Below are 23,308 nucleotides of genomic sequence, written 5' to 3'. Positions count from 1 at the left end.
TCCGACGATCGCAGGCATGCCCCTCATCCCTGTTCCGGCCCACGAGCACACTTGGGCGGCACTCACCCGTAATACCTCCTATGTCTTCGGCGTCGAATCCGGCGAGGACACCCGTGTCGTGCAGTGGTACTGGGGGCCGCGGCTACCCGCCGCGGCCCTCGGCCAGGTCGCCGAGCACGCCCCCGGCTGGATCGTCACCGGCTTCCTCGACCCCGACGACGCGTCCGAACTGCTGCCCGTCGACGGCGGCCGGCGCTGGGGCGTGCCCTCGCTCCAGGCCGTCTACGAGGGCGAGATCCGCTCCGTCGAGCTCGGCTTCGACGACGCCGTCCTCGGGGAGAACGAGATGGAGGTGGTCCTGCGCGACCACGCCTACGGCCTCCGGGTGGGCCTGCACGTACGGGTCCACGACGACTGCGACGTCGTCGAGCGCTGGGTGAGCGTCACCAACGAGTCGGCTGCGCCGGTACGGCTGCGCCGGCTCGACTCGGGTAGCTGGGTGATCCCCGAACAGGCGGGCTTCCGCTACACCGGCGCCGCCGGCGGATGGGGCCGCGAGACGCACCTGCGGAGCGGCGAGCTGCCGGCGGGGGAGACCACGTTCGGCAGCCGGACCGGCACCACCTCGCACAAGGCCAACCCGTGGATCATGCTCGGCGACGCCACCGAGGACACCGGCGACGTCTGGACCGTCGCGCTCGCCTGGAGCGGCTCGTGGCGGCTCACCACGCAGCGCCGCCCCGAAGGCGACGTGGCGGTGAGCGCCGGATTCGGCCACGAGGGCCTCACCTGGCCGCTCGCCCCCGGCGCGTCGCTGCGCACCCCGTCCGCGCTCGGCCTGCACACGGCCGGCGGGTACGGCGCCGCCAGCCGGGCCTGGCACGACTACGCCCGCAAGCACGTCCTGCCCACGCCCGGTGAGGAACGGCCCGTCCTGTACAACTCGTGGGAGGCCACCGGGTTCGACGTCACCGAGCAGGGCCAGCTCGACCTGGCCCGCCGCGCCGCCGATCTCGGCGTGGAGCTGTTCGTGGTGGACGATGGCTGGTTCGGCGCCCGCACCGACGACACGCGCGGGCTCGGCGACTGGTGGCCCAACCCCGAGCGCTTCCCGGACGGCCTGCGCCCCCTCTTCCAGGGCGTACACGACCTTGGCCTGCGCGCCGGGCTCTGGGTCGAGCCCGAGATGGTCAACCCCGACAGCGACCTGTACCGGAAGAACCCCGACTGGGTGCTGCACTACCCGGAGCGCCGCCGCGACACCATGCGCAACCAGCTCGTGCTCAACTACGCCCGCGACGACGTGCGCCAGTGGGCGCTCGGCTGGCTCGACCAGCTCGTCCGCGCGTACGGCCTGGACTACCTCAAGTGGGACATGAACCGCAGCTTCAGCCAGGCGGGCTGGGCCGAGGGCGGCGACCTGCTCTGGATCGAGCACACCCGAGGCGTCTACGCGATCATGGACGAGCTGCGCAGACGCCATCCGCGGCTCCGGATCGAATCCTGCTCGGGCGGTGGCGGCCGGGCCGACTTCGGCATGCTGCACCGTACGGACCAGGTGTGGACCTCCGACAACACCGACGCCCGCGACCGGCAGGTGATCCAGCGGGGCTTCTCCTACCTCTACCCGGCGAGCGCCATGTCGTGCTGGGTGACCGACAGCCCCAACCCGATCACCCACCGGGAGGTGCCGCTGCGCTACCGCTTCCACGTGGCCATGGCGGGCACGCTCGGCGTCGGCGGCGACCTCACCCGATGGAGCGCCGCGGATCTCGACGAGGCCAGGCGGCTCATCGCCGACTACAAGGCGGTCCGGCCGGTGATCCAGCACGGAACGCTGCACCGGCTGGCCGGGACGCCGGGCGAGACCGCCTCCGCCGTCCAGTACACGCTCGGCGACCAGGTGGTCGTGCTCGCCTACAACCCGTTCGCGCTGGACAAGCAGCCACCCCGGCGGCTGCGGCTGGCCGGGCTCGACCCGGCGGCCGTCTACGCGGGGCCCGACGGCTCCTGGCACGGGGCCACGCTGATGCACCACGGGCTCACCCTGTCCACGTGGTTCCACTCCGGCCCCGACTACCGCAGCGAGATGGTGGTGCTGCGCCGGGTCTAGGGTCAGCATGTGGGAATGAACTTCATGGAATTAGTGGAACGCTCGAAGGACTCCGTGACCGTCAAGCGGGTCTTCGGCGACCCGATTCAGCAGGGCGACGTCACGGTCATCCCCGTCGCCCGGATCATCCAGGGCGGCGGCGGGGGCATGGGCAGGCAGGAGGCCTCCTCGGGGCCGGACGCCGTGCCCGGCGGCGAAGGCGGCGGCGGCGGGTTCGGTTACGGCGCCATCCCCGCCGGGGTGTACGTGGTCAAGGACGGCGACGTCCGCTGGCAGCCGGCGGTCGACGTCAACCGCATCGTCATCGGCGGCCAGATCGTGGCCGTCGTGCTGCTGCTGACCATCCGGGCGATCCTCAAGAAAAGCCGCAAGCGCTGATTTTTCTTCCATAAGGTGAGCGTCATGACCTCTGTGCCGCAAGTGGTGGCCTTCGCCGGTGTGGTGATGCTGGCGGCCTCGGCGATGGCGTTCACCATCGTCAAGGTCGTCGGAGCCGCCTAAGTTCGTCAGCGAGGGTGCGTCCATGGGCGACACGCTGACGCTGTCGGTGATCGCCCTGGCGGGGACCGTGCTGTGGTTCCTCCTGGTGGCCAACATCGTGGGGGCGCTGCGCAAGGTCTTCGCCAGGCCGACGGTGCGGAAGGCGGTCGACGGGCTGACGGGCGCGCCCCTCATCGCCCTCGGCGTCAACCTGGCCAACGCCACCCGGCCGTAGCCGCCTACGAACGCTGGAGTAGCCGCTTATGAGACGGTGACGCCCAGCAGGTGGCCCAGGCCGAACGTCACGGCGGCCGCCCCGGCGCCCAGCGCGAGCTGGCGCAGGCCGCCCAGCCACCACGGGCGGGCCGTCATCCGCGCCACCGCCGCACCGAACCCGAACAGCGCCACCAGGCTCAGCACCAGCGCCACCGCCAGCCCCGACGCCCCGAACAGGAACGGCGCCAGCGGCACCAGCGCCCCGGCCGCGAACGCGCCGAACGACGACCCGGCCGCGACGTACGGCGACGGCAGGTCGTCGGGATCGACGCCCAGCTCTTCCCGCACATGCACGCGCAACGCCTGCTCGGGGTCGGCCGACAGCCCCGCCGCCACCCGCCCCGCCAGCTCGGCGTCCAGCCCGCGGGCCCGGTAGATCGCGGTCAGCTCCGCCAGCTCCCCCTCGGGGTCGCGGGCCAGCTCACGACGCTCCACGGCGATCTCGGCCCGCATCAGCTCCGTCTGCGACTTCACGGACGTGTACTCGCCCGCGGCCATCGAACACGCCCCCGCGATCAACCCGGCGCACCCGGCGAGCACCGCACCCCGCCCCGCACCCGCCGCGCCCACGACTCCGGCGATCAACGCGAAATTGGACACGAGCCCGTCCATCGCCCCGAACACCGCCGGCCGCAGCCAGCCGCCGGTCACGTCTCGGTGGCGGTGGTGCCTCTCGGGAGAGTACGGCCGGTCGAGCTCGATGGTCATGAAAGTCCTCCGCTTCGATAACGCCTTAGTACGAAATTTAGGCAGATATCACGATGATCCGCAACGAAGGGGAGGCTTCCCTGACCTGCGGCGGAGCAGCGGGTTGCGAACGTGTGTGCGGGATGCTTCACCCCCCGCTCACCCCGAGGGTCACAGGTCGGCGGCGGTCAAATACGAGGTGAAGACGCGGTTGGGGTCGTAATGGTGGCGAAGGTCGGCCAACCGGCTCTGGGATCGCGGTGACAGGCCCGAGTCGGGGCGGGAGGCGGGATCGGCGTCGCTGAACTGGACGCCGCGCGACACCGGCTCCATCGCCTTGGTGGTGTCCGTCACCCACGCGCGGTGCCGGCCGTCGAGGGCCGGGTCCGTCCATGCCGCCACCGGAGAGACGTAATTGGCCGCCTGCACCGACCAGGCGGCCGGTACGTCGGCCCGGTAGGCGCCCCAGGGCAGGATGAACACGAATGAGCCGGAGCCGGGGATCGCCTCGACCATCGCCCGCGTACCCGCGACCACGTCGGCGGTCGGGCCGTCGGTCCAGATCCCGTCGACCGCCCAGCGCAGGCCGGCCTCCGACCACCTTCCCGACTCCTCGTAGAGGTCCGCCATGGTGATGGGCGAGGGCGGTGACCCGTCGCCGGTAGGCGAGGCGAAGGGAGCGTCGGCGAGGGCGTCGAGCAGTGCCGCGCCGTCCTCGCCGAACGCGGTGCCGACGATCGTGATCACCTTCTCCGCTTCCCCGGGTGGGGCGCCGATCTTGATGGCGATCTCCAGCCGCGCGGGCAGCCACGGGGCTGTCTCCTGCGACCAGGTCACCACCTCGTCGAGCCGATCGAGCGGGTAGGTCCGGACCGCCCGATGGATCGTCGGTCGCCGGTACGTACGGAGATGGAAGCGGGTGACCACACCGAAGAAGCCGGGTCCGCAGCCTCTGGCGGCCCACAGCAGGCCGGGGTGCTCGCCCGCGTCGGCGCGCACGATCTCACCGGTCGCGGTGACCACGTCGACCGCCTCGATGCTGAGGCAGGCCGGCCCGTGCACGCGGGAGTTCCAGCCATACCCGCCGCCGAGGAGGAATCCGCCGACGCCGACGCTCGGCGCGTGCCCGGTGGGGAAGAAACGGCCGAACCGCGCGAGGGCGGCGTCGACGGCGGCACCGCGGGCGGCGGGTCCCAGCGCGACCAGCCCGGTCGCCTCGTCGAACCGGATCTCCGCCAGCCGGGACAGGTCGATGAGCAGGCCGCCGTTCCGTACGCCGTTGGCGATCCAGCTGTGCCCGCCGGAGCGGATGCCCACCCGCATCCCGCGGTCCGCCGCCAGCCGTACGCCCCTGGCGACATCGGCCTCGTCGGCGGCGAGCAGGATGAGGTCGGGAAAGCGGTCCGGGCGCCGGGCGTTCCAGATGGCGGCGCGGCGCAGTCGCTCGTAGCCCGGGTCGTAGCGGCCCACCAGACGGCCGGTGAACTCACTCCTCCCGCCTGTGGTCACTTCTCGCCGGCCTTCGGCCGCTCACCGGAGTAGGAGTCCATGCCGATGAAGAAGTACGCGAAACGCCAGCAGCCATCGTCCTCCCGCCGCAACTCGGCCGTGTAGATCACGCTCGCGCCGAGGGTGAGCCCGTCGGCCGCCACGGTCACCACGCTGAAGGCGAGCGCGGCGGCGGTGCCCTCGGCCAGGTCGAGCCGTTCGACGAGGATGTTGCCCATCACGTGCCTGCGCTGGTCGCCCTGCTCGGCGATGATCCGGGTGAGCCGGTCGAACAGCTCGGCCCGGCCGGTGAAGCTGGTGAACGGCTCCGCCTTGCCCTGGGCGACCTCGAAGACGGTGTCCTCGGTGAAGCACGAGACAACCACGTCGACCCTGGCCTCGTCGTGCGCGGTGGCGAATCGGTTGAACGCCTCGGCGATCTGGGCCCGCGCGGCGAGTGCTCCGGCACTCCAGTCGCCGGGTTCGAGCGGTCGCATGTCGATTTTTCCCTGGCGGTGGGCCCATGCCTGCGGGGGGAGCGTCCGGGCGCCGGCCTTGGTGGTCATGAAGGTCTCTCTCCCGTGTCGGCGTGGGGCCTCAGCACATCGCCCTTTGCAACATAGTGTCGACAGTAATGCGGGTCAACCCTGCAAAGTGGAAGAGAAATCGAGGGTCCGCCCTCCGCATGTCGGCCGACGGATCGCGGCCTTCGCCGAAGCCCCCGCTCTTGCTCCAAAGGCGATGTCAGAGGGCTATCTGAGAGGGTTCGTGGGAGTGGTGGGCCGCGATTCCGAGGCCGTTCGACCACTCGCCCACAAGGGGAGTGTCGACAGGATTCGGGTCGATTTCGGCCAAAGCCTTGACGGAGGCAAATGTCGACAGTATGTTTCGGCCACGTTGCCGCTGGTTACTCGCCACGGTCGAAGCCCTCGCTGAACCACCGCGACAACGCGTTGGCAAAGGAGCACAAATGTCGTCACGGAGCATTGTCCTCCGCCCCACCCTCGGTAGCCTCCGCGCCGCCGCCGCGGTCCTCGTCGCGGTCACCGCCCTCGCCGCCTGCGGCGCGGGCGGCTCCGAGGTGAAGACCGACGCCGGCGGGCTGACGTCGGTCACGATCCTGCGCTCGACCGGATCCACCTTCGAGCCGCTCTTCATCGCGCAGGACCAGAACTTCTTCAAGGAGGCCGGCCTCAACGTCACGATCAAGGAAGGGGCCGCGGACACCTCGCAGAACGCGCCCTCGGTGGCCAACGGCGAGGCACAGTTCGCGATGACTGACAGCTCCGGATTCCTCAAGGCGGCAGCCCAGAAGCTGCCGGTCAGGATCGTCACCCAGCTTCAGGCTTCCACGACCAAGACCGCGCCCTCCGACGGCCTGCTGGTCAAGGCCGATAGCCCGATCAAGACCTTCGCCGACGTCGGCGGCAAGACCATCGGCCTGCCAGCCCTGGGGGGTACGCTCCAGTTCATCTGCGAGTACTCGGCCAAGGAGGCGGGCGCCGACCCCGGCACGATCAAGTTCGTCGCGCTGCCGGTGACGTCCCTGATCGACGCCGTGGGCACGGGCAAGGTCGACGCCGCCTACACCTTCGCCACGTTCTACGACGCGGGCAAGGCCGCGGGCATGCGCGCCATCGGCGAGGGGACGAACGCGCTGCCGGGCCTGCCCCAGGCGCTGATCTTCTCCAGCACCGAATTCCTGGCCAAGAACCCCGCCGTGGCGGAGAAGTTCATCGGCGCGGTGGCCAAGGGAATCGACTACGCCAACTCCCACCCCGACGCCGTGCGCGCGGTCGACACCAAGTACACCAAGCTGCCGGCCGACTACATCGCCAAGCGGACCATCCAGATCTACAGCAAAGAGATCAACACGAAGACCCTCTCGACGGTCATCACCTCGATGGTCGCCTTCGGCTTGATCAAGTCGGCACCCGCCCAGGATTCCCTCTACTGGGACAAGGCCCCGACCACCACGACCTCCAGCTGAGCCGGCGGCACAACGGCGTCAGCACGGCACACCGACATCGATTTCGAGGCGGCGACTGATGGCGACATCGACCGGCCGAGGATCCGCGCCGGCCTACGAGTCCACGCGGGGCTCGAAGGCCGGCGACGGCCGTGACAAGACCATATGGCTTCAGCTTCTCTGTTTCCTGCTCGTACTCGCGGTCTGGACGCTGGTCAGCGCCGTGGGCATGGTGAGCGCGAGCGCGCTGCCCGGCCCGCGCGCGGTGGCGGGAGAACTGGCCGCCATGGCGGGCACGGGCGAGTTCTGGGGCGCGCTCGGCGACACCCTGCGCGGCGCGGTGGCCGGGCTCGCGGCGGCCATCGTGATCGGCGTCCCGCTCGGCCTGGTGAGCGGGACCTACGCCGCCGTCGAGCAGTCCTCACGGCTGCTGGTGGACGTGCTCAGGTCGTTCCCCGTCATCGCTCTGCTCCCGGTCTTCCTGCTGGTGCTCGGGTCCACATCGGGGATGAAGGCCACGGTCGTGTTCATCGCCTGCGTCTTCCCGATCTTCCTGCAGGCGCAGTACGGCGCTCGCGGCGTGGAGCCGATGATCCAGGAGACCGTCCGCGGCTACCGGATTCCGCGGCTGCTCCGCTTCCGCCGCGTGATCCTGCCGAGCGCCCTCCCATCGATCATGACCGGTCTGCGGCTGGCCGCGACGACCTCGGTGCTGGTGGCGATCGGGGTGGAGATCCTGACCACCCTGCCCGGCATCGGCCACATGGTCACCCAGGAACAGCAGAGCGGCAACTCGGCCGCCGCCTACGCCTACATCATCACGGCGGGCGTGATCGGCTACTCCATCAATCGGCTGTCAGGTGTCATGGAGACCAGGCTGCTGCGCTGGCGGCCCCCGGCGCAGGCGAGCTGAGGTGAGGAGAATGCATATCGTGTCCAACGGCCTCGTCAGGTCCTTCCTCAAGCAGCTCTGGCTGCCGGTGGTGGTGGTCGCCGTCCTGTGGGTGGCCACAGCGAGGAGCGGCAGCTTCTACTTCCCGCCGCTTTCGGAGATGGCCGGAGCGCTCTGGACGGGCCTCACGGAGGGGGACCTCAAGGGCGACCTCGTCTTCAGCCTGCGTAACATCGCCCTCGGGACCGTCATCGCGACCGTGGTCGGCGTCGGCCTGGGGGCGGTGATCGGTGAGTACGACCGTCTGCGGCGGGCGACCGCTCCGTTGCTCGACTTCGCCCGGGCCACCCCCACCGTCGCCTTCGTGCCCGTCATCATCCTGACGCTCGGCATCGGCGCCGCGCCGAAGGTACTACTGATCTTCATCGGCGCGCTGTGGCCGATCCTGCTCAACACCATCAGCGGCGTGCACGGCATCAACCCCGCCGTACGGGAGAGCGCGCGGAGCTACCGCATCCCCTGGCGGCTGCGCCTGCTGAAGGTCGTGCTGCCCGGAGCGCTGCCGCAGATCTTCGCCGGCGTGCGGATCGCGCTGTCGGTGGCGGTCGTCCTGATGGTGGTCAGCGAGATCTACGGTTCGCCGGTCGGGCTCGGCAACTTCATCCTGCGCAGCGGGTCGAGCTTCCAGGTGACCGACACCTGGGCCGGCACGATCCTGATCGGCATCCTCGGCTACGGCCTGAGCCTGCTCCTCCTCGTCTGCGAGCACGCACTGCTCGGCCGGTACTTCCAGCGCCCACCACGGGCCCGGCGGGCCGCCCGCACGCACGCCGGCCACAGCTCAGACCCCAGCCACGACGCCGTGCAGAACGCCGACCAGAACGCCGACCAGAACGAGGTCTCATGAACCTGCGTCCCAACAGCTCCGCCGTCGGCCACGAGCGCGCCGCACTGATCGTCGAGGACGTCTCCAAGTCCTACGGCCACGCCGGCGCCGCGCATCATGTGCTGGCCGGGCTGTCCCTCCGTGTCGAACCGGGCGAGTTCGTGTGCATCGTGGGCCCCTCCGGCGCGGGCAAGACGACGCTGTTGCGCTGCCTGTCGGGCCTGATGCGGCCGACATCGGGCACCGTCAGATACGGCGACCGGGCCGTCACCGAACCCCTCGCCGAGATCGCCGTCGTGTTCCAGGACTACCGGGGCTCGTTGATGCCGTGGATGAAGGTCCGGGACAACGTCGCCTTCCCTCTCCAGGGCCTTGGCGTCAAGCGGGACGTCCGGCGTCGCCGCGCCGACGAGAGCCTCGACGCGGTGGGGCTGGCGGATGTGGGCGACAAGTACCCCTGGCAGTTGTCGGGCGGCATGCAGCAGCGGGTGGCCATCGCCCGGGCCATCGCCTACGAGTCGCCGGTACTGCTCATGGACGAGCCCTTCGGCTCGGTCGACGCCCAGGCGAGGTTCGACCTGGAGGACCTCGCGCTCGCCCTGCGCAGGCAACTGGGGATCTCGATCGTCGTCGTCACCCACGACATCGACGAGGCCGTCTACCTCGGTGACCGCGTGATCGTCCTCGGCGGCAAACCCGCGACCGTCGTCGACGACCTCGACGTGGACCTCGGCGCCGGCCGCGACCAGATCGAAACCCGCGCCGACCCCCGATTCGCCGAGCTGCGCACGCGCGTCCTGACCCGCATCCGCGGCGGGAACGATTCGTCCGTACGGCCGGGAGCGGCGTCGCCGGTCCACCCATGAGGCTGCCGTGCGGGTGGCTAGTACCGGTGGGGGCGTCGTGCGGGCGTCCGGCACCGGTGGGGGCGTCGTGCGGGCGGCCAGCACCGGTGAGGGCGCCGTATGGGCGGCCGCTACCGGGCCGGTCAGAGTGTGCGGATCCAGGCGGCCACGGCCTGGACGACCTGCCGGGGTCTCTCGGGGAAGAGCGCGTGGGCGGCCTGGGGAATCACGGCCGTGGAGACCCGGTCGCCCAGCGTTTCCTGGAGCTCGGACCAGGTGGCGGGCGGTCGCCAGGGGTCGCGCTCGGCGATGAGGTCCAGCAGGGGCACCCGGCCGCCGGAGCGCCAGCCGTCGCTTTCGACGCTCGCACGCTGCGCCCGATGGGTCGCGGGAAACCAGCCCCGCAGCCATGGCGATGGGTCGTTTCCCGGCGCGAAGAAGGCGACGCGGAGCGCCGCCAGCCGCCGGTCGTCCACCAGGGAGGCGTCCGCGCTGCCGGTGAGTGCCGCCGCGAGGTCCGCGGGGGGAGGCCGATCGGCCGACGCCGCGGCAACCACCACGCCGCGGACGAGTTCCGGGTGGTAGGCCGCCGCCGCCCGGGCGTACCGGCTGCCCGCCGCGTGCCCGACCAGGACGGCCGGACCGGCCCGCTCGGCCGCGATCACGGCGGCGAGGTCGGCCGCCCAGTCGCGGTAGCTCAGCCCCGTCATGGGCCCGGCCGACGCCCCGGCGCCGCGCGGCTGCGGTCGGAGGACCCGGAATCCCTCCGCCGCCAGGTCCGCCGCCACGGCGTCGAAGTCCTCCGCCCCCCGCCCGAGTGACGGCGCCAGCAGCACGACCGGTCCCCGTCCCTGCGAGATCACGTCGATGACGACGTCGTCGTACCTGACGACGGTATGGGCACGTTCTGCGGCCATGACATGTACTCCTTCCGATCAGACGACAGGTGGTTCACCATGAGCAGGCAGAAGATCCGTTTCGACCATGTCGGGATCTCCGTACCCGACCTCGAGGCCGCGACCGAGTGGTATTGCGACACCCTCGACCTCACCCCGGCCCCCGCCTTCGCGGTCGCGGGCACCGACCTGCGCGGCGTGATGCTCCTGCACGAAAGCGGCTACCGCATCGAGCTGCTGCATCGCCCCGGCGCCGTGCCGGGTCTCGCCCCGGACAGCGCCCTCGCGGCCGCGGGCACGCTCGGCTATGGGCACATCTGCCTGTGCGTCGAAGACGTCGACGCGGAGTTCGCCCGCCTCGTCGGCGCCGGTGCCACCGTCCGCATGGAACCCGGCCCCTCTCCCCGCCCGGGCGCTCGTGTCTGCTTCGTCGCCGACCCCTACGGCAACCTCATCGAGCTGATCGACCGCAAGTGACGCCGCCGCCCCGCACGCCGCCGCCCCGCACGGCGGCGGTCAGAAGTCGGCGACGATGGTGCGTTCGACGAAGCGCCAGCCCGCTTCCGTACGGGTGAAGACGTCGTGGTGGACGCCGGAGAGCGGGATCGTCCGCTCTCCGGTCCCGGGGTCGATCTCCAGGAACATGACGTACGACGTGGCCTCGGCGCCGCCGGGAACGCCCCGCACGACGAGGTTGCCGGTCCAGTGCCGGCCGAGGCCGCCGCGCTTGGCGGCGGCGGCATCAGCGAAGGCTCGGAGCCCGTCGTGACCCTCGTGGCGGAACCGGACCGCGCCGCCCGATCTGGCCGAGGTCGTCGCCTGGAACGCGCCGTGCGGCACGAAGACGGCCACGAAGTCCTCTGGCCTGCTGAAGTCGAGGGCGTGACAGAGCCGCGAGATCAGCTCTTCGATCTCGATGCGGTCTTCGACGGTCAGTTGGGTCACCGGGTCCTCCAGGCTGAGCGGGTCAGGCGCCGATCATGTTGTAGCCGCCGTCGGCGACGAGGAAGCCGCCGGTGATGTGTCCGGCATCCTCGGTGGCCAGGAACAGGGCGGTGCCGGCGAGCTCGGCGGGACCGGGGATGCGTCCCATCGGGGTGGCCTTGCGGAGTTGGTCGCCGCGCCCGTTCTTCCAGTCCTCACGGCCGAGGGTCGCCTCGGTCTCGATGAAGCCGGGGGCGAAGACGTTGACCCGGACCAGCGGCGCGAAGGCGTGCGCGTAGGACTTGGTCAGGCCGATGATGCCGTACTTGGCGGCGGCGTACTGCGGGGCGCGGGCGCTGCCGCGTGCCACCACGGTCGAGCCGATGTTGACGATCGAGCCGCCGCCCTGGTCCAGCATGCGGGAGCCGAACTCGTGGGTGCAGAGCAGGGTGCCCTTGACGTCCACGGCCAGGACATGGTCGATCGACTCCTCGGTGATGTCGCGCCAGGACATCTGGTCGCGGGCGACGTCTCCGACGTTGTTGAAGGCGGCGTCGACGCGGCCGAAGTGCGACCACACCTCGTCGGCCATCCTGCTGATCTGCTCGCGCTCGGCGATGTCGGCCTGGACGAGGATCGCCTTGCGTCCGAGCGCGGTCACGCGTTCGGCGGTGGCCTCCGCGCCCGCGCGCGAGCTGCGGTAGTGGATGGCGACGTCGGCGCCCTCTTGGGCGGCGCGTACGGCGATCTCCGCGCCGAAGCCGGTGCCGGCGCCGGTGACGAGCACGGTCTTGCCGGCGAAACGCCGCGATACGGGGGTGGTCATGCTGTCTCCTGGCAGTGGGTGGTCTGGTCAGACGAGGGTGCGGCCGCCGTCGACGTACAGGACGTGGCCGGTGACGAAGGAGGCCCGCTGGGACGCGAGGAACAGCACGGGCCCGGTGAGGTCCTCAGGGGTGCCGAGGTGCCCGGCGGGCACGAGGGACTCCATGGACTCGCGCACTCCGGGCTTGGCGAGGTACGCGCGGGTCAGGTCGGTCTCGACATAGCCGGGGGCGACGGCGTTGACGGTGACGCCGGAGGCGGCCCACTCGCGTGCCATGACGCGCATGAGCTGATTGATCCCGCCCTTCGTGGCGGCGTAGGGGGAGTGATCCTTGTGCGCCAGCAGTCCGGAGACCGAGGAGAGGAAGACGATCCGGCCGTAGCCGCGTGGCACCATCAGGGCGCCCGCGGCCTGGCCGAGCCAGAAGCCGCTGCTGAGATTGATCGTGACGATCTTCTCCCAGGTCTCGTCGGTGACGTCGAGGACCGGCCGGCGATCGTTCGCCCCGACGGCGTGGACGAACACCTCGAGGCCACCCAGACGCCCGGCCGCCTCGCCGAGCGCGGCACGGCAGGCGGCGGGAGAGGTGAGGTCGGCGGCCAGCCCGGAGATTCCCCCCGACCCTTCCGCCGACGGGCGCTCGATCTTCGCGAGCCCTGCCTCGTCGATGTCGAGGACGACCACCTCAGCCCCGGCGTCCGCCAGCGCGACGGCGACGGCGCCACCGATCCCGCCGGCCCCGGCGACGACCGCGCGCCGTCCGCCGAGCCCTAGCCATGTCGACACTAAGACCTCCTCGCCGCTTCGCCTGCGGGATGTGAAAATTTGCTGTCATGAGCGCGAAAGGGACGCTAGTCCACCCGATTGGCGATGTCCATAGCGGTCTTTCGTCCCATCGTACGCTCGCGTACACGTCCTCGCTTGACATAGCAGGAGAGCCCTAGAGAGGATAAGTGTCGACATTTATCAACGGAGGACAGATGAAGCTGGTGACGTTCGACGATGGTCTTGTCGGCCGGATCGCCGAAGAGGACGTCGTCGAGTTCGATGTCACGTCGATGCGCGAGTACTTCGAACGTGGTGGTGCGGTCGAGGAGACCGGGCGCCGGTTCCGGCTGTCGGAGGTGCGGTTGCGCGCGCCGATCGTGCCCAAGAAGTTCTTCCACACCGCGGGCAACTTCCGTGAACATCATGAGGACCTGGTCCGGGTCGACTGGTCGCATCCGGTCAACAAGGGCATCGTGTTCTTCCAGAACGTCGATGCGATCATCGGGCCGGAGGACGCGATCGTCTACCCGGACAATCTGACCCGTGAGCTGGACTACGAGCTGGAGCTGGCCGTGGTGATCGGCCGTCCGGGCAAATTCTTCACCGCCGAGCAGGCCGTCGAGCACATCGCCGGCTACCTGATCTTCAACGACATCACCGCGCGGGACATCCAGCGCAGGGAGATGCAGTCGGGGGTGTTCTCCTTCTCCAAGGCCATCGACACCTTCTGTCCCATCGGGCCGTACATCGTCACCGCCGACGAAATCGGCGACCCGCACGATCTGGACATGGAGCTGCGGGTCAACGGCGACGTGCGGCAGAAGTCGAACACCTCGCGGATGTCGGTGTCGCTCCCGCAGTTGGTGGCCTACCACTCGCCGCAGGTCTACAGTGCCGGTGACCTCATCACCACCGGTACCATCGCCGGTGTGGCGGCCAGTACGGACGATCCCTTCGCCAACTACCTCAAGCCCGGCGACGTGGTGGAGGCCGAGATCGAAGGCCTGGGCGTGTTGCGCAACCGGGTGGTGTCGTGGCGAGAGGCTCACGGCACCGACGCCCCGCCCGCCGAGCAGTGGGTGTGATCCGCAGGTGAGGATCGCGAACCTGGCCGGCCGCCTGGTGCTGCTGACCGCGGACGGCCGGGCCGCGGACGTGGCGGCCGTCAGTGGTGGCCGTTTCGCCGCCGACCCGGACAGGTTGTTCGACCAGTGGGACGACCTGCTCGACTGGTCGGCGGGCCTGGATCCGGCAGCCGCGCGGCCGTACGACGAAGCCGACCTGCTCACCCCGGTGCCGAACCCCAGGCAGGTCTTCGCGATCGCCCTGAACTACCGCCCGCACACCGCCGAGGCGGGGTACGCCGAGCCCACCGAGCCGCTGGTGTTCACCAAGTTCCCGAGCTGCCTCACCGGGCCGGCCACCACGATCGGGTTGCCGGCGGGCAACGTCGACTGGGAGCTGGAGATGGTCGCCGTCGTCGGCCGGCCCGCCTACCGCGTGCCCGTGGAGAACGGATGGGATCCCGTCGTGGCGCTGAGCGTCGGGCAGGACCTGTCCGAGCGGATCGTCCAGCTCGCCGGCCGGCCCCCGCAGTTCTCCCTCGGCAAGTCCTTTCCCGGGTTCGGCCCGGTCGGCCCGGCCCTCGTCAGCCTCGACGAGGTGGCCGACCGCGACGACCTGGAGCTCACCTGCGAGCTGTCGGACATGGTCGTCCAGCACGACCGCACCTCGAACATGATCTTCCCGGTGCCCAGGCTGGTGGCCTTCCTCAGCGCGATCTGCCCGCTGTTCCCCGGTGACCTGATCTTCACCGGCACCCCCGCCGGCGTCGGCAACCGGCGCACCCCGCAGCGCTTCCTCGCGCCCGGCGACGTACTGGTCAGCAGGATCGAGGGCCTCGGGGAGATGCGGCACACCTTCCGGGCCGCGTCCGGAGCCTCCGCACATCGATGACGCACATAGACCAGGAGCAGACAGCGATGCCGGTGCCCGATGACACCCTCTTCACCGACGTGCAGATCTTCGACGGCACGGGGCGGGATCCCTTCCCCGGTGAGGTGCTCGTCACCGGCAACCGCGTCAGCGTGGTCGCCGGCCACGTACCGGCCGGTCGGCGGGCCGGTGCCCGGGTGGTCGACGGGGCCGGTGCCACACTGATCCCCGGGCTCGTCGACGCCCACGCGCACCTCGGGTTCGGGTCGACGATCGAGCACCGTTCGCCCAGGCGCGACGAGCCCGACGAGGAGAAGGCACTGCTGGTGGCGCACGCCGGGCGGGTGCTGCTGGACTCGGGGATCACCAGTGCCTACTCCGGCGGCAACCGGCTGCCGCGCACCGAGATCGCCGCGCGCAAGGCCTTCGGCGAAGGCTGGATGCCCGGACCGCGCCTCAGGGCGGCCTCGTGGGAGGGCAGCGCCGGCATGGTCGCTCCCGGGGTGTACGACTTCCCCGGCGTCGAACACCGCGCGTCCGACCCTGAGTCGATCCGCCGGTTCGTCGGCCAGATGGCCGACCTCGGGGTCGACATCGTCAAGCTGTCGCTCTCGGGCGAGAGCGCGGTGGTCGCGGGCACCTCCCGGATCGTGCAGTTCACCGAGGAGGAGGTGGCCGTCGCCGCCGAGGTCGCCCGCGACCGCGGGATCTGGCTCACCGCCCATGCCCACGCCGCCGAGTCGATCAAGATGGCGGTCCGGCACGGAATCCGGGCGGTCTACCACTGCACGTTCGCCGACGAGGAGGCGCTCGACCTCCTGGAGGCAGCCCGCGACCGGGTCTTCGTCGCTCCAACTCCGGGGATCGTCTACGCCAACCTGTACGAGAGCGGTGCCGAGCCCGAGGAGGGCATGGAAGTCGAGCCGACCGCGAGCGCGATCAAGGAGGTCGTCCCCGAACTGGTCCGCAGGGGCGTCCGGGTGCTGCCCGGCGGTGACTACGGCTTCCCTTGGAACCCGGTCGGACGCAACACCCGTGACCTGCGGCTGTTCGTCGAGTGGTTCGGATTCACCCCCGCCGAGGCGTTGCGGGCGGCCACTCTGTACGGCGGGCAGATCATGGGCATGGCCGACGAACTGGGCCTGATCCGTGAGGGCTACCTGGCCGACCTCGTGCTCGTCGATGGCGACCCCCTCGACGACATCGGCATCCTCCAGGACCGCGACCGCCTCCTCGCCATCATGAAGGACGGCCGCTTCCACAAGGCCCCGACCGGGCGCACCACCCACGCCTTCGAGGGCGCATGACCGGCGGCGGTGCCAGGACGGGGCCCGGTGTCTCGATCGAGACCGGGCGGCTGCTCGGACGATGGGAGGACGGGGTCGCGGTGTTCCGCGGCGTCCCGTTCGGCGCGCCCCCGGTCGGGCCCTGGCGATGGCGGCCACCGCGGCGTCCGGACTCCTGGGACGGGGAGCGTCCGGCGCTGGAGTTCGGCCCGGCCCCCCTCCAGTCCCAGCCGCCCCGCGACTCGATCATCTACCAGGTCAACTTCAACGACCGCCGGCCCCTGATGATCAGCGAGGACTGCCTGTACGCCAACGTGTGGACACCGGAGCCGTCCCGATCCGCCGCGCTGCCGGTGATGGTATGGCTCCACGGCGGCGGCAACCGGTACGGCCACGGGTCGCAGGACATCCACGACGGACGGGCGATCGCCGGTCGCGGCGTCGTCGTCGTGACGCTCAACTATCGGCTGGGCGCCCTGGGCTTCCTGGCCCATCCGGAACTCGCCGCGGAGGACGAGCACGGCGCCTCGGGAAACTACGGCCTGCTCGACATCGTCGCCGCCCTGACCTGGGTGCGCGACAACATCGCGGCCTTCGGCGGCGACCCGGCGAAAGTCACGGTCGCCGGCAACTCCGCCGGAGCGGCCCACGTCTGCCACCTGATGGCCGCGCCGGGGACCCGCTCGCTGTTCCGCGCCGCGATCGGGCAGAGCGCCGCCGGGATCTACCGGGCCGAAGGCCCGATGCCGGACCAGGCTGCGGCGCAGGAGCAAGGGATGCGGTACGCCGCCGAGCTCGGCGGACGCGACCTGGCCGGGCTGCGCCGGGTTTCCGGTGTGGAGCTGATCCTCAAGGGCCACTTCGGCCCGGTCGTCGACGGGCGGGTGCTGGTCCGCGACACCCAGCACGTGTTCGAGGCGGGCGGCCAGCACCCGGTGCCCCTGCTGGTCGGCTCCAACACCGACGAGGGCAGCGTCTACACCCGTCCCGGCGCCGCCGCCGACGTGGCCGCCCGCCACGCCGCGGACTTCGCCGGGGTCTACCCCACCGGCGACCCGGTCGAGGCCGCCCGGTCGGCGCGGCTGTTCACGGGGGAGACCCGGTTCGTGTACCCCGTCTGGCGCTGGGCCACGACGCACACCGCGACCACGGGCGCGCCTACCTGGATGTACCGCTTCGCCCATACGCCTCCGCTGCCCGCCGGTCTGGACCTGGCCCCGCCCCCCGACGGCAGGCCGGGCTACGGCGTCTTCCACACGGCCGAGCTGCCGTACACCGGGGACAACCTGCACCGGCTGGCATGGCCCTGGGAGGACGCCGACCGTGAGCTTGCCGCGGCGATGGGCGACGCCTGGGCGCGCTTCGTGACGCACGCCGACCCGAACGGCGGCACGCTGCCCGTCTGGGACACCTTCACCGGAGGCGACACCTCGCCGGTGCTCGTCTTCGGCGACACCGGGATCTCCCGTGGCACGACCGACCGTCTCGACGCGATGCGCCTTCTCGACGGCCTGCCCCGCCCCATCTGACTCGATACGGGGCCGGTCAGGAGATGATCGTCTTGGCGATGGCGGCGAGCTCGGCGTCGGTCAGGAGGCGGCCCTCCGCGATCATGGTGTGCCGGGCGGCCGCCAGGACCCGGTCGGCCTGCTCGTGGGTGATCTCGACGCCGAGGCGTTCGAGCTTGTCGGCGAGGGTGTAGCCGCCGCTGTCCAAGGTGAAGGGGACCTTGCGCTCGTTGCCGACCAGGGCCGGCTCCAGGCAGTTGTGCAGCAGCGGGTCGACGGTCGTCTCCTGCGTGATGAGGTCCATGCCGCCCCAGCTGAACGCGTCGGTGCCGGTCACGGGATGGTTCCAGGCGACCTGGTAGCCGGTCAGGGCCTCGCCCGCCCGGGCCAGGGCGGTGAGGTGCTCGGTACGGATCCCGGTACGCACGCCGTACAGGACCTCGAAGGCGACGGCGGTGGCGGCGAGGTCGGCGTTGCCGGGGCCGCCGCAGTAGCCGTTCACCGACAGCTCGATGACGTCGGCACCGGCGCGGGCCGCCGACACGGCGCAGGCGACGGCGAGGCCGAAGGTGTTGTGCGGGTGCAGGCCCACCCGCGTTCCGGGGGCGAGCTCCTTCGTGCGGCGGACGAGATGTCCGAACGCCTCAGGGCTCATCGCGCCCGGCCCGTCGAAGAGCGTCAGCTCGGTCGCGCCCGCGCCGGTGAGGACCGCGGCGGACTCCTGAAGCATCTCGTCGGTCAGGTAGGACACCATCAGCATGGGCGTGGCGACCTCCAGACCTCGTGACCGCGCGTGCTCGATCAGCGGGACGGCGCGGCGCAGCACGGCGGCCCGGTCGCGCGGGGTCTTCTCGGTGCGCCATTCCTCGCCGTTCCACGCCTGGCCGTAGACGCGCTGGTAGATGAGCGACGTCTCGCCGAATCCCTGCACCCAGATCTGCGCGGCGTCGTATCCGGCCCGCCAGGCGCGGTCGATGTCGGCCGGGGTGAACAGCAGCGGGCAGACCGCCCGGCAGTCCGGGTTCTCCTCCTTCAGCACGCCGACCTCGGCCTTCAGCGCGTCGTCGTCCCGCCCGGCGACCCCGGCGGTGACCACCTCGCCCACGCCGGCCCGGACGAGTCGGCGCAGGTAGTCCGCCTTGGCCTCCTCGGTGGCCACCACCCCGGGCAGGGTCTCGACCGAGCGCAGCGTCGCGTCCCGCAGCCGGATCTCGCCAGGGAGCGGCCCGGCGACGGATGGGTCGCGATTGAGCGGGCTCACCGACCAGCGGCCTGGTTCGTACGCCCCGGGCACGCGCTTCTCGGCAAGCTCGGCCCGGAAGCGGGCGATCTCGTCGGCGGTGAAAACGGGTGGTTTATCCACAGACGTCCTCCAAAGACGGGGCGTGTCAGGCGGCGGTGACGCCGCCGTCGACGGTGAAGTTGGACCCGGTCACCCAGCTCGACTCGTCGGATGCCAGGTACACGGCGAGCCAGGCGATGTCGTCGGGCGTGCCGAGCCGGCCGAGCAGGGTCCGGGAGACGATCGTCTCCGACAGTCCGCCCGTGGTGGCCCCGGCCGCCGCGGTGGCGGAGGTTTGCACCAGGCCGGGCGCGATCGTGTTGGCCCTGATCCCGTACGGCCCGCCTTCGACGGCGAGTTGCCGGGTCATGGCCAGCACGGCGCCCTTGCCCGCGCAGTGCGCGACCATCGCCATCTGGCGGCTGCCACGGAAGGAGTTGACCGAGGCGAAGTTGATGATCGACGCCCGTCCGCCGGCGACGAGGTGTGGCCACGCGGCCTGGCAGGCGAGGAAGACCAGATCGACCTCACCGGCGATGGTCGGCCGCCACTGGGTCTCGAAGTCCATCTCGTCGATCGGCGCCATGTGGGGGGCGATCGCCCCGGCGTTGACGAGGACGTCGGCCCGGCCGTACGCGGCGGCGGCGTCGGCGAACCGGGTGGCGTCGGCGGGCCTGGTCAGGTCGATCGGGTGGATCGAGGTGAGCTCCAAGCCGTCCGCGCGCGCCTTCTCGACTGTCGCCTCGGCCGATTCGGGGTTGATGTCGCAGCCGATGACGGTGGCGCCCTCCGCCGCGAACCGGAGCGCTATCCCACGCCCGATCCCGGCCCCGATACCCGTCACGAGCGCGATCTTGCCGGTCAGTCGATCTGGCATGGCTGCCTCTGCCCTCCACGTTGGTATGTCGACACTATCAGCAACTGTAGCCGCGCAGGAGGGGAATACTTCCCCAGATTGGCCAGAGAGATTTACATTCTGTCGACACTAGGCTAGAACTATCGGCGCAAGCCGAGAATCCAACGAGAGGAATCCGAGTGGCACGCCTTCCCGGCATGGAAGGGACCGACGAGATCGCCGCGCGGATACGGGCGCGACGCGGCGGCACCCTTCACCCACTGGACGAGATGCTCCTGCACAGCCCGCAGCTCGCCGACGGCTGGAACAGCTTTCTCGGGGCCGTCCGGCGGCGTATGAGTCTGCCGGACATGATCCGCGAGCTGGTGATCCTGCGGATCGCGGTGCTCAACCGGGCGGACTACGAGTGGGCGGCGCACGAGCCCGACGCGCGCCGTGCCGGTCTGAACGACGCGCAACTCGATGCCGTCAAGCGCATGGCCGTCCCCATCTCCGGCTCGGCATCCGGTCCGCTCCGCGATTCGGTCTCCGATTCGGTCTCCGATTCGGTCTTCAGCGAGGTCCAGCGCTTGGCGATCGCCTACGCCGACGCCGTGACGATAGACGTTCACGTCTCCGATGAGGTTTTCGACGCGCTCCGTCCCCACTTCACCGAGAAGGAGTTGGTCGAGCTGACAGCCACGGTCGCGGCGTACAACATGGTGTCCAGGTTCCTGGTCGCCCTGCAGGTCGGATCTCCGGCGGCCACGCGGATGGCGCGATGAGCGGCCGGCTGGCGGGCAAGATCGCGATCATCGGTGGCGCGGGCAGCGCCGGGCCCGGCTGGGGCAACGGCAGGGCCACCGCCGTGATCTTCGCGCGGGAGGGGGCGACCGTCTTCCTCGCCGACCGCGACGAGGAGTCGCTCGACGTCACCGCGCAGCAGATCCGTGACGAGGGCGGCACCGCCGTGACCCGCCTGGCCGACCTCACCGCCGAGGCCGACATCGCCGCGCTGGTCGCCGCCGTCGTCGAGCAGGCGGGCCGGGTCGACATCCTGGTCAACAACATCGGCGGGTCGAGACCGGGCGGTGCGGCCGAGCTGAGCACGGAAGACTGGCAGTCGCAGCTCGACATCAACCTGACCAGCGTCTTCCTGGCGTGCCGTCATGTCATCCCGGTCATGGCGGCAGGCGGAGGCGGGGCGATCGTCAACACGGCCTCGGCCTCCGGCCTGCGGTGGACCGGCGCGGCGCAGGTGGGGTACGCGGCGGCGAAGGCGGGGATCATCCAGTTCTCGCGAGTGACGGCCGTGCAGTACGCCCCGGCCGGCGTCCGGGTCAACACGGTGGTGCCCGGCCAGTTGCACACGCCCATGGTCGAAGCACGGCTGGCGGGCCAGCGGGCCGGGGGCGACGTCGGGAAACTGCTGGCGCAACGGCAGGCACGCATCCCGCTCGGCTTCATGGGCGACGGCCGCGACACCGCGTACGCCGCGCTCTTCCTGGCCTCCGACGAGGCCCGCTTCGTCACGGGCACGGAGATCGTGGTCGACGGCGGAATGACGGCCCGCTGTGACTGAGCGCCCGCTCGCGACCGCGGCCACGCAGCGGGCTTTGGTGCCTACCGAGCTGTCCGCGCCGCTCTTCACGCCTTCGCCCGGCAACCCGCCGCCACATCCCGCGCCGCGGAAGCCGTCCATCGTGCTCCCACCGGACAGTTGCGACGCGCACTGCCATGTCTTCGGCCCCGGCGACGTCTTCCCCTACGCCCCTGATCGCGCGTTCACCCCCGTGGACGTCCCCAAGGAGAAGGTCGCGGCGCTCCACGAGCATCTCGGCCTGACCCGGGCGGTGGTCGTGCAGTCGGCGTGCAACGGCTCGGACCATACCGTGTTGCTCGACACGCTCGCCGCGGGCGGCGGCCGGTTGCGGGGAGTCGCCCTGATCGGAGAGGCGACGGCCCCCGCGGAGATCGAGCGGCTGCATCAGGCCGGGGTCCGCGGCTTCCGGCTGAACTTCCTGCCCCACCTGCGCCGGCCGCCCACCGCGGACGAGATCGCCCGGGTGACGGGCAGGGTCGCGGACTTCGGCTGGCACGCCGAGATCCACGTCCAAGGCAGCGGCGTCGTCGAGCATCGCGCGCTGATCGAGTCGTTCTCCGCCCCGGTCGTCATCGACCACATGGGTCGTGTCGACATCTCTGAGGGCCTCGACGGCCATGCGGTCCGCACGCTGCGCGCGCTCCTCGACTCGGGCAACGTATGGGTCAAGGTCAGCGGTATCGACCGGGTCTCCATGCAGGGCCCCCCGTACGCCGACGCGGTCGCCCTCGCCGCCCTGCTGGTGCGGCACTGCCCCGAACGCGTGCTGTGGGGCACGGACTTCCCCCATCCCAACATCGCCGGCGACGCCCCCGACGACGGACTGCTCGTCGACCTGCTCGCCGAGATCGCTCCCGGGCGTGACCTGCTCACCCGGCTGCTCGTGGACAACCCTGCCGAGTTCTTCGGCTTCTGACCGCGGTCCCCGTACCACTGCGGATCACGATTGCCCGGCGTTCGCCGATCGCTTGGCGGGTCAGCCGTTCTCGTCGCTCGCGCTCCGCTCCGACCAGCCGCCGGCCTCGATGGCGGCGAGCGCCGCGTGCGTCGCCCGCAGGAGCAGCATGGCGGCCAGTTCGCCGTCGCGCTGCTCGATCGCCTCGATGATGCGCACCTGGTCGGCGACGCTGGCCCGCAGGCGGCCCGGCTGGGCGAGGCTGGCGTGGCGCAGGATGAGGGTGCGTAGGGCCAGCGAGTCGAGAATGCCCTTCAAGGTCTCGTTGCCGCCGATATCCGTCATCCGCTCTTGTAGCGCGACATGTCGCCAGAAGTAGCCGTCGATGTCGCCGGCATCCGCACGCTCCTGCATCTCGCCGAGGCGCTCGCGCAGGTCGGCAAGGTCGTCGTCGGAGGCATGCTCGGCCACCAACTGGCCGACCAGCCCCAGCAGATGCCCGCGCACATAATAGATCTCCCGCACCCGCTGCGGCGTGAAGGCGGCGACGCGCGGCCTGCGGCGGGCCCGTATCTCGACAAGGCCCTCCTGCTCCAGCAGCATGAGCGCCTCGCGGACCGGCGTCCGGCTGCTGTTGAAGCGATGCGACAACTCGACGCTGTTGAGATCCTCGCCGGGCCGCAGGCGGCCCTCGATGATGCCCAGCCCCACCCAGGTGGCCACCTCGATCACCGCGGGCTCGCGCCGCTCGGTCAGTTTCAGCAGGCGGACCAACTCGGTGGCCCGATTGGGGACAGGCTCCGCCGGCTGCCCGGAGACCGGCTGTCCCGATTGCTCCGCGTCCGGCTGCCGCACGTCGTCGATCTGGCCCAGCCCCTGCCCCATCGCCGTCTCCCGCCATCGCGCTCGCGCCG

General features: G+C 70.9%; 25 protein-coding genes. 15 read left to right on the top strand and 10 right to left on the bottom strand.

The features are described from left to right. Positions 1-16 precede the first annotated feature (16 nt). The 3 genes from KLK06_RS07790 to KLK06_RS07780 all read left to right on the top strand — a co-directional run bounded on the left by KLK06_RS07790 (position 17) and on the right by KLK06_RS07780 (position 2,828). On the top strand, positions 17-2,113 hold the full coding sequence (locus KLK06_RS07790) for an alpha-galactosidase (RefSeq protein ID WP_214634602.1): 2,097 nt from the start codon (positions 17-19) through the stop codon (positions 2,111-2,113). 24 nt (positions 2,114-2,137) lie between these two features. Beyond that, a complete protein-coding gene (locus KLK06_RS07785) occupies positions 2,138-2,491 on the top strand; it encodes a spore germination protein GerW family protein (RefSeq protein ID WP_250904974.1) in 354 nt (117 codons plus the stop codon). Between the two features lie 145 nt (positions 2,492-2,636). Then, positions 2,637-2,828 carry a LysE family transporter gene (locus KLK06_RS07780; RefSeq protein ID WP_214634600.1) on the top strand — a complete coding sequence of 64 codons (192 nt, stop codon included), beginning with the start codon at positions 2,637-2,639 and terminating at the stop codon, positions 2,826-2,828. Between the two features lie 26 nt (positions 2,829-2,854). Here the strand turns inward: KLK06_RS07780 and KLK06_RS07775 are convergent, their stop codons facing one another. The 3 genes from KLK06_RS07775 to KLK06_RS07765 form a co-directional block, all read right to left on the bottom strand. Then, the gene (locus KLK06_RS07775; protein ID WP_214634599.1) at positions 2,855-3,577 is read right to left on the bottom strand and encodes a VIT1/CCC1 transporter family protein; all 723 of its coding nucleotides are present in this window, start codon (positions 3,575-3,577) and stop codon (positions 2,855-2,857) included. A 150-nt stretch (positions 3,578-3,727) separates the two neighbouring features. Then, on the bottom strand, positions 3,728-5,065 hold the full coding sequence (locus KLK06_RS07770) for an FAD-binding oxidoreductase (RefSeq protein WP_214634598.1): 1,338 nt from the start codon (positions 5,063-5,065) through the stop codon (positions 3,728-3,730). After that, the gene (locus tag KLK06_RS07765; RefSeq protein WP_214634597.1) at positions 5,062-5,610 is read right to left on the bottom strand and encodes a nuclear transport factor 2 family protein; all 549 of its coding nucleotides are present in this window, start codon (positions 5,608-5,610) and stop codon (positions 5,062-5,064) included. Before KLK06_RS07765 ends, KLK06_RS07770 begins: the two co-directional genes overlap by 4 nt. A 404-nt stretch (positions 5,611-6,014) precedes the next feature. Between KLK06_RS07765 and KLK06_RS07760 the strand changes: the two genes are divergently transcribed. Genes KLK06_RS07760 through KLK06_RS07745 form a run of 4 tightly spaced genes read left to right on the top strand, consistent with a single transcriptional unit; the run spans position 6,015 to position 9,657 of the window. Beyond that, positions 6,015-7,034, top strand: a complete 1,020-nt coding sequence (locus KLK06_RS07760) for an ABC transporter substrate-binding protein (protein WP_214634596.1) — start codon at positions 6,015-6,017, stop codon at positions 7,032-7,034. A gap of 58 nt (positions 7,035-7,092) precedes the next feature. Continuing rightward, the gene (locus tag KLK06_RS07755) at positions 7,093-7,926 is read left to right on the top strand and encodes an ABC transporter permease (protein WP_214634595.1); all 834 of its coding nucleotides are present in this window, start codon (positions 7,093-7,095) and stop codon (positions 7,924-7,926) included. Between the two features lie 10 nt (positions 7,927-7,936). Then, positions 7,937-8,812, top strand: a complete 876-nt coding sequence (locus tag KLK06_RS07750; protein WP_214634594.1) for an ABC transporter permease — start codon at positions 7,937-7,939, stop codon at positions 8,810-8,812. Continuing rightward, positions 8,809-9,657 carry an ABC transporter ATP-binding protein gene (locus tag KLK06_RS07745; RefSeq protein WP_214634593.1) on the top strand — a complete coding sequence of 283 codons (849 nt, stop codon included), beginning with the start codon at positions 8,809-8,811 and terminating at the stop codon, positions 9,655-9,657. The genes KLK06_RS07750 and KLK06_RS07745 overlap by 4 nt, the downstream gene beginning before the upstream one ends. Before the next feature lie 122 nt (positions 9,658-9,779). Here KLK06_RS07745 and KLK06_RS07740 read toward each other — a convergent pair whose 3' ends face one another. Beyond that, complete coding sequence (locus KLK06_RS07740; protein ID WP_214634592.1) at positions 9,780-10,553, bottom strand: alpha/beta fold hydrolase; 774 nt, start codon at positions 10,551-10,553, stop codon at positions 9,780-9,782. Positions 10,554-10,592: 39 nt separating this feature from the next. Here KLK06_RS07740 and KLK06_RS07735 point away from each other — a divergent pair, with 39 nt between their 5' ends. Then, a complete protein-coding gene (locus KLK06_RS07735) occupies positions 10,593-11,009 on the top strand; it encodes a VOC family protein (protein WP_214634591.1) in 417 nt (138 codons plus the stop codon). 39 nt (positions 11,010-11,048) lie between these two features. Here KLK06_RS07735 and KLK06_RS07730 read toward each other — a convergent pair whose 3' ends face one another. Genes KLK06_RS07730 through KLK06_RS07720 form a run of 3 tightly spaced genes read right to left on the bottom strand, consistent with a single transcriptional unit; the run spans position 11,049 to position 13,068 of the window. Next, positions 11,049-11,477, bottom strand: coding sequence for a nuclear transport factor 2 family protein (locus tag KLK06_RS07730; protein ID WP_214634590.1), 429 nt, complete (start codon positions 11,475-11,477; stop codon positions 11,049-11,051). A 22-nt stretch (positions 11,478-11,499) separates the two neighbouring features. Continuing rightward, complete coding sequence (locus KLK06_RS07725; RefSeq protein ID WP_214634589.1) at positions 11,500-12,282, bottom strand: SDR family NAD(P)-dependent oxidoreductase; 783 nt, start codon at positions 12,280-12,282, stop codon at positions 11,500-11,502. A gap of 27 nt (positions 12,283-12,309) precedes the next feature. Next, positions 12,310-13,068, bottom strand: a complete 759-nt coding sequence (locus tag KLK06_RS07720; RefSeq protein WP_214634588.1) for an SDR family NAD(P)-dependent oxidoreductase — start codon at positions 13,066-13,068, stop codon at positions 12,310-12,312. 194 nt (positions 13,069-13,262) lie between these two features. On the opposite strand from KLK06_RS07720, the gene KLK06_RS07715 reads away from it, so the two are divergent. Genes KLK06_RS07715 through KLK06_RS07700 form a run of 4 tightly spaced genes read left to right on the top strand, consistent with a single transcriptional unit; the run spans position 13,263 to position 17,800 of the window. Beyond that, positions 13,263-14,135 (top strand): fumarylacetoacetate hydrolase family protein, encoded by an 873-nt coding sequence (locus tag KLK06_RS07715; RefSeq protein WP_214634587.1) that lies wholly within the window; start codon positions 13,263-13,265, stop codon positions 14,133-14,135. Between the two features lie 7 nt (positions 14,136-14,142). After that, positions 14,143-15,006: a fumarylacetoacetate hydrolase family protein gene (locus tag KLK06_RS07710; protein WP_214634586.1), complete on the top strand. Its 864-nt coding sequence runs from the start codon at positions 14,143-14,145 to the stop codon at positions 15,004-15,006. Then, the gene (locus KLK06_RS07705; RefSeq protein WP_214634585.1) at positions 15,003-16,292 is read left to right on the top strand and encodes an amidohydrolase family protein; all 1,290 of its coding nucleotides are present in this window, start codon (positions 15,003-15,005) and stop codon (positions 16,290-16,292) included. Before KLK06_RS07710 ends, KLK06_RS07705 begins: the two co-directional genes overlap by 4 nt. Next, complete coding sequence (locus KLK06_RS07700) at positions 16,289-17,800, top strand: carboxylesterase/lipase family protein (protein WP_214634584.1); 1,512 nt, start codon at positions 16,289-16,291, stop codon at positions 17,798-17,800. Before KLK06_RS07705 ends, KLK06_RS07700 begins: the two co-directional genes overlap by 4 nt. Positions 17,801-17,816: 16 nt before the next feature. Here KLK06_RS07700 and KLK06_RS07695 read toward each other — a convergent pair whose 3' ends face one another. Both KLK06_RS07695 and KLK06_RS07690 read right to left on the bottom strand, forming a co-directional pair. Then, positions 17,817-19,142, bottom strand: a complete 1,326-nt coding sequence (locus KLK06_RS07695; protein ID WP_214634583.1) for a hypothetical protein — start codon at positions 19,140-19,142, stop codon at positions 17,817-17,819. 25 nt (positions 19,143-19,167) lie between these two features. Continuing rightward, a complete protein-coding gene (locus KLK06_RS07690) occupies positions 19,168-19,938 on the bottom strand; it encodes an SDR family NAD(P)-dependent oxidoreductase (protein ID WP_214634582.1) in 771 nt (256 codons plus the stop codon). Positions 19,939-20,096: 158 nt separating this feature from the next. Here KLK06_RS07690 and KLK06_RS07685 point away from each other — a divergent pair, with 158 nt between their 5' ends. Genes KLK06_RS07685 through KLK06_RS07675 form a run of 3 tightly spaced genes read left to right on the top strand, consistent with a single transcriptional unit; the run spans position 20,097 to position 22,415 of the window. Next, positions 20,097-20,681 (top strand): carboxymuconolactone decarboxylase family protein, encoded by a 585-nt coding sequence (locus KLK06_RS07685; protein ID WP_214634581.1) that lies wholly within the window; start codon positions 20,097-20,099, stop codon positions 20,679-20,681. After that, positions 20,678-21,478, top strand: coding sequence for an SDR family NAD(P)-dependent oxidoreductase (locus KLK06_RS07680; protein WP_214634580.1), 801 nt, complete (start codon positions 20,678-20,680; stop codon positions 21,476-21,478). The genes KLK06_RS07685 and KLK06_RS07680 overlap by 4 nt, the downstream gene beginning before the upstream one ends. Further along, positions 21,471-22,415: an amidohydrolase gene (locus KLK06_RS07675; protein WP_214634579.1), complete on the top strand. Its 945-nt coding sequence runs from the start codon at positions 21,471-21,473 to the stop codon at positions 22,413-22,415. Before KLK06_RS07680 ends, KLK06_RS07675 begins: the two co-directional genes overlap by 8 nt. Before the next feature lie 60 nt (positions 22,416-22,475). Here KLK06_RS07675 and KLK06_RS07670 read toward each other — a convergent pair whose 3' ends face one another. Next, positions 22,476-23,279, bottom strand: coding sequence for a GntR family transcriptional regulator (locus KLK06_RS07670; RefSeq protein ID WP_214634578.1), 804 nt, complete (start codon positions 23,277-23,279; stop codon positions 22,476-22,478). Positions 23,280-23,308: the final 29 nt, after the last annotated feature.

Origin of the sequence: Nonomuraea sp. NEAU-A123, assembly GCF_018603905.1 — a bacterium.
Classification (GTDB): domain Bacteria; phylum Actinomycetota; class Actinomycetes; order Streptosporangiales; family Streptosporangiaceae; genus Nonomuraea.
The sequence above is the reverse complement of the archived record's forward strand: the minus strand, read 5'-3'. Positions and strand labels throughout refer to the sequence as shown.

Coding starts and splice junctions, on each gene's coding strand:
- KLK06_RS07790 (WP_214634602.1), top strand. CDS start 17: ATGCCCCTCATCCCTGTTCCGGCCCACGAGCACACTTGGGCGGCACTC.
- KLK06_RS07785 (WP_250904974.1), top strand. CDS start 2,138: ATGGAATTAGTGGAACGCTCGAAGGACTCCGTGACCGTCAAGCGGGTC.
- KLK06_RS07780 (WP_214634600.1), top strand. CDS start 2,637: ATGGGCGACACGCTGACGCTGTCGGTGATCGCCCTGGCGGGGACCGTG.
- KLK06_RS07775 (WP_214634599.1), bottom strand. CDS start 3,577: ATGACCATCGAGCTCGACCGGCCGTACTCTCCCGAGAGGCACCACCGC.
- KLK06_RS07765 (WP_214634597.1), bottom strand. CDS start 5,610: ATGACCACCAAGGCCGGCGCCCGGACGCTCCCCCCGCAGGCATGGGCC.
- KLK06_RS07760 (WP_214634596.1), top strand. CDS start 6,015: ATGTCGTCACGGAGCATTGTCCTCCGCCCCACCCTCGGTAGCCTCCGC.
- KLK06_RS07755 (WP_214634595.1), top strand. CDS start 7,093: ATGGCGACATCGACCGGCCGAGGATCCGCGCCGGCCTACGAGTCCACG.
- KLK06_RS07750 (WP_214634594.1), top strand. CDS start 7,937: ATGCATATCGTGTCCAACGGCCTCGTCAGGTCCTTCCTCAAGCAGCTC.
- KLK06_RS07745 (WP_214634593.1), top strand. CDS start 8,809: ATGAACCTGCGTCCCAACAGCTCCGCCGTCGGCCACGAGCGCGCCGCA.
- KLK06_RS07740 (WP_214634592.1), bottom strand. CDS start 10,553: ATGGCCGCAGAACGTGCCCATACCGTCGTCAGGTACGACGACGTCGTC.
- KLK06_RS07735 (WP_214634591.1), top strand. CDS start 10,593: ATGAGCAGGCAGAAGATCCGTTTCGACCATGTCGGGATCTCCGTACCC.
- KLK06_RS07725 (WP_214634589.1), bottom strand. CDS start 12,282: ATGACCACCCCCGTATCGCGGCGTTTCGCCGGCAAGACCGTGCTCGTC.
- KLK06_RS07715 (WP_214634587.1), top strand. CDS start 13,263: ATGAAGCTGGTGACGTTCGACGATGGTCTTGTCGGCCGGATCGCCGAA.
- KLK06_RS07705 (WP_214634585.1), top strand. CDS start 15,003: ATGACGCACATAGACCAGGAGCAGACAGCGATGCCGGTGCCCGATGAC.
- KLK06_RS07700 (WP_214634584.1), top strand. CDS start 16,289: ATGACCGGCGGCGGTGCCAGGACGGGGCCCGGTGTCTCGATCGAGACC.
- KLK06_RS07690 (WP_214634582.1), bottom strand. CDS start 19,938: ATGCCAGATCGACTGACCGGCAAGATCGCGCTCGTGACGGGTATCGGG.
- KLK06_RS07680 (WP_214634580.1), top strand. CDS start 20,678: ATGAGCGGCCGGCTGGCGGGCAAGATCGCGATCATCGGTGGCGCGGGC.
- KLK06_RS07670 (WP_214634578.1), bottom strand. CDS start 23,279: ATGGGGCAGGGGCTGGGCCAGATCGACGACGTGCGGCAGCCGGACGCG.